The sequence below is a fragment of the Armatimonas sp. genome, assembly GCF_043760365.1.
Taxonomy (GTDB): Bacteria; Armatimonadota; Armatimonadia; order Armatimonadales; family Armatimonadaceae; genus Armatimonas.
The window spans coordinates 1-3,024 of record NZ_JAYUPA010000884.1 but is presented as its reverse complement, the minus strand read 5'-3'; the positions used below and the strand labels follow the sequence as shown (position 1 = coordinate 3,024).

3 protein-coding genes are annotated in these 3,024 nt (G+C 60.6%); all 3 read left to right on the top strand.

Going from position 1 to position 3,024, the window contains the following annotated elements; translation table 11 throughout:
- Positions 1-777: hypothetical protein (locus ACH2EH_RS21965; protein WP_395145103.1), on the top strand; the 777-nt coding region annotated here is incomplete at its 5' end.
- Positions 764-2,071, top strand: coding sequence for a Gfo/Idh/MocA family protein (locus ACH2EH_RS21960; protein ID WP_395145102.1), 1,308 nt, complete (start codon positions 764-766; stop codon positions 2,069-2,071). The genes ACH2EH_RS21965 and ACH2EH_RS21960, both read left to right, overlap by 14 nt.
- Before the next feature lie 75 nt (positions 2,072-2,146).
- Positions 2,147-3,024 (top strand): Gfo/Idh/MocA family oxidoreductase (locus tag ACH2EH_RS21955; RefSeq protein ID WP_395145100.1); only part of this gene is annotated, 878 nt, incomplete at its 3' end.

The window sequence follows — 3,024 nt, the reverse complement described above, 5'->3', positions numbered from 1 at the left end:
GGTGTGGTTGGTTTTGCAGCGCGGCTCGCGGCGCTTCCTGGCGTGATCGGGCTGGGGCTGGAGGGGGTCACGACGCCAGGCTATCCCGATGCGGAGGTGGGAGACTGGGCGCTGTGGATCGGGGGATTTGCTCTGGAGAAGCGGCTCGCCTTTGTCCGTGCGCATCAGACAGACCCCGCCGATCTGATCTCCGCCTCGCCGTTTAATATTGAGAGTGAGCCCAAGGAGCGCACGGAACTCCGGGAGCTTTGGGAGGCGGAACTGCGCCAGCGGCGAGATCAGGCACTGCTTCGTCTGCACCAGGCACTGCTGGCGGCAAAGCTTCCCCTGCCGCTCTCGGTGCGCGCGGGTGAGCTGGGCAAGAGCGGGCACTGGCAGCGCTGGCGTGGGCATGTCGAGCCCACCATGGGCGAGCGCTCCCCGCTTGTCCCCGACGATGCCCACCCCGGTTTGCTCCATGTGAGCGTGATTGCCTACGACGTACGTGTCTCGGGGCTCGGAGCAAATCTTTCCGCACTCTTTGACGCCACGGCCCAGTTTCGTAGCTGGCTCGACCTGGAGCTTCAGCCCGCCATCCGCCCCACACCGGATCACCCGGATCACTGGGACGGCTTCGTTATTGATGTCTCGGATCGGCCCCTGGCTGCGGCCCTTCTGGTACTTGAGGACGCTTTTTCGTCAATCAATCGGAGCAAATTAGCAATTGGGCAGGAATTTGATTTAGGAATGTGGAAAGGCCTTTCACATCAGGAGGAATTTTTTTATGTCTCAAAATAGACGTGCGTTTCTGACGGGAGCGGCGGCGCTCGGTATGGGGATGACGTTTGCCGATAAGGCACTGGCAAAGCAGGGTGGGAAAGTCCGCTTTGCGTGTATTGGAGTGGGTGGCAAGGGCGACAGTGACACGGCAGATGCCGCACGCTACGGTGAAGTTGTTGCGATCTGCGATGTGGACGAGGCGACCGTGGCGAAGGCGCTTAAGAAGTACCCGAATGCGAAGCCGTTCACGGACTGGCGCAAGTGCCTTAAGGCGATGGCGAAGGAAGTGGACGCCGTCACGGTGACGGTTCCTGACCACATGCACGGTATCATCGCCGCCAATGCCATGCGGATGGGCAAGCACACGTTCTGCCAGAAGCCACTCTGCCGCACTATCTATGAAGCGCGTCGCCTTGCAGAGATCGCCACCGAGATGAAGGTGCAGACCCAGATGGGCAACCAGGGCACCGCAGACCCTAAGCTGCGTAAGCAAGCGGCTCAGGTGCGTGCGGGCATTATCGGCAAGGTCAGCGAGATCCATGTCTGGAGCAACCGCCCGATCTGGCCCCAGGGGATCGCACGGCCTACTGCTGTGGCAGCACCTCCTTCAACTTTGGACTGGAAAAACTGGCTAGGGGTGGCACCAGATCGCCCGTTTGTGGCCGGCGCGTACCACACGTTCAACTGGCGCGGCTGGTGGGACTTTGGCTCGGGCGCGATGGGAGATATGGGCTGCCACACGCTCAACATGCCGTTTATGGCGCTGGATCTGCGCGATCCGATCTCCATTCAGTCCGAGACTGCCCCTAATAACGGCGACTCGTTCCCGGCTTGGTCCATCACGACGTTTATGTTCGCTGCGACATCTACGCGTGGCCCGATCAAGCTGGTCTGGTACGACGGCAACAAGCAGCCGTCGCTGGATGTTCTTGGCGATGCCATTGACGATGACTGGAAGCTCCAGAACTCCGGCTCGCTGCTCATTGGCGACAAGGGCAAGATCTATGTTCCCGGCGACTACGGCAGTGGGGGCCGTGTGGTCGGTGGCGTGGATCTCTCCAATGTCGGCTTTGAGGAGTCTCCGGGCCACTTCCAGGAGCTGGTGCGTGCCATCAAAGACGGCAAGCCTGCGATGAGCAACTTCCCGGGCTACGCAGGCCCGCTCGCCGAGATGGTTCTGGCTGGGAACCTTGGCGTTCGCGCTGCGGGTAAGAAAGTGGAGTGGGATGCCCGCGCGATGAAGGCCACGAACATGCCCGAGCTGGATGCCTACATCAAGCCCAAGTACCGCAGGGGTTATGACATGATCTAGCTTGACTTTCTGTCAAGCACTTGGGTGCGGTGCTACGGCTCCGCACCCAAGCAGCACCCAAGAGGATTTTTTAAGATGGACCGTCGTGATTTTCTAAAAGGTGCTGCCGCCGCGGGTACTTTTACGATTATTCCCGCCAGCGCACTGGGCCGCGAGGGCAAGCTCGCTCCCAGCAATCGCATCACTCTGGGCTGTATCGGTGTGGGAGGGCAGGGGAACTCCAACCTAGGTGCTTTCCTCAATGAAGCCGACTGCCAGGTGGTTGCCGTCTGTGATGTGGATAAAGACCATGTGCGCGACACGAAAAACCGTGTGGATCGGCACTACAAGAACACAAGCTGCGCCGCCTACGCGGACTTCCGTGAGCTCATCGCCCGAAAAGACATAGACGCCATCTCGCTCTGCACCCCGGACCACTGGCACGCCGTGCCTGCGATTCTGGCGGCGCAGTCAGGGAAAGATATTTTTGGCGAGAAGCCGATCTCGCACTGCCTGATGGAAGGCCGCCAGATGGCCGATGCCGTCAAGAAAAACGGGCGTATCTGGCAGACCGGAAGCTGGCAGCGCTCCATCAATAACTTCCGTGTGGCCTGCGAGCTGGTGCGCAATGGGCGGCTTGGCAAGATTGTGCGTATTGAAGTGGGACTGCCGACGGGAAGCCCGGGCGGAAAAGTGGATTTCAAAGATGCGCCACCGAGCCTGGATTATGACTTCTGGGTTGGCCCGTCGCGCATGATGCCCTACTGCAACGAGCGCACCCACTGGAACTGGCGCTGGCAGCTGGACTTTGGCGGCGGTCAGCTCATGGACTGGATCGGGCACCACGGCGATATCGCCCACTGGGGCATGGACTGGGACACGACCGGTCCGCAGGAGATCGAGGGAACCGGCAGCTACCCCGACACCGGAATCTGGGACGCGGCGACGACCTATCACTTTGTGTGCAAGTACGC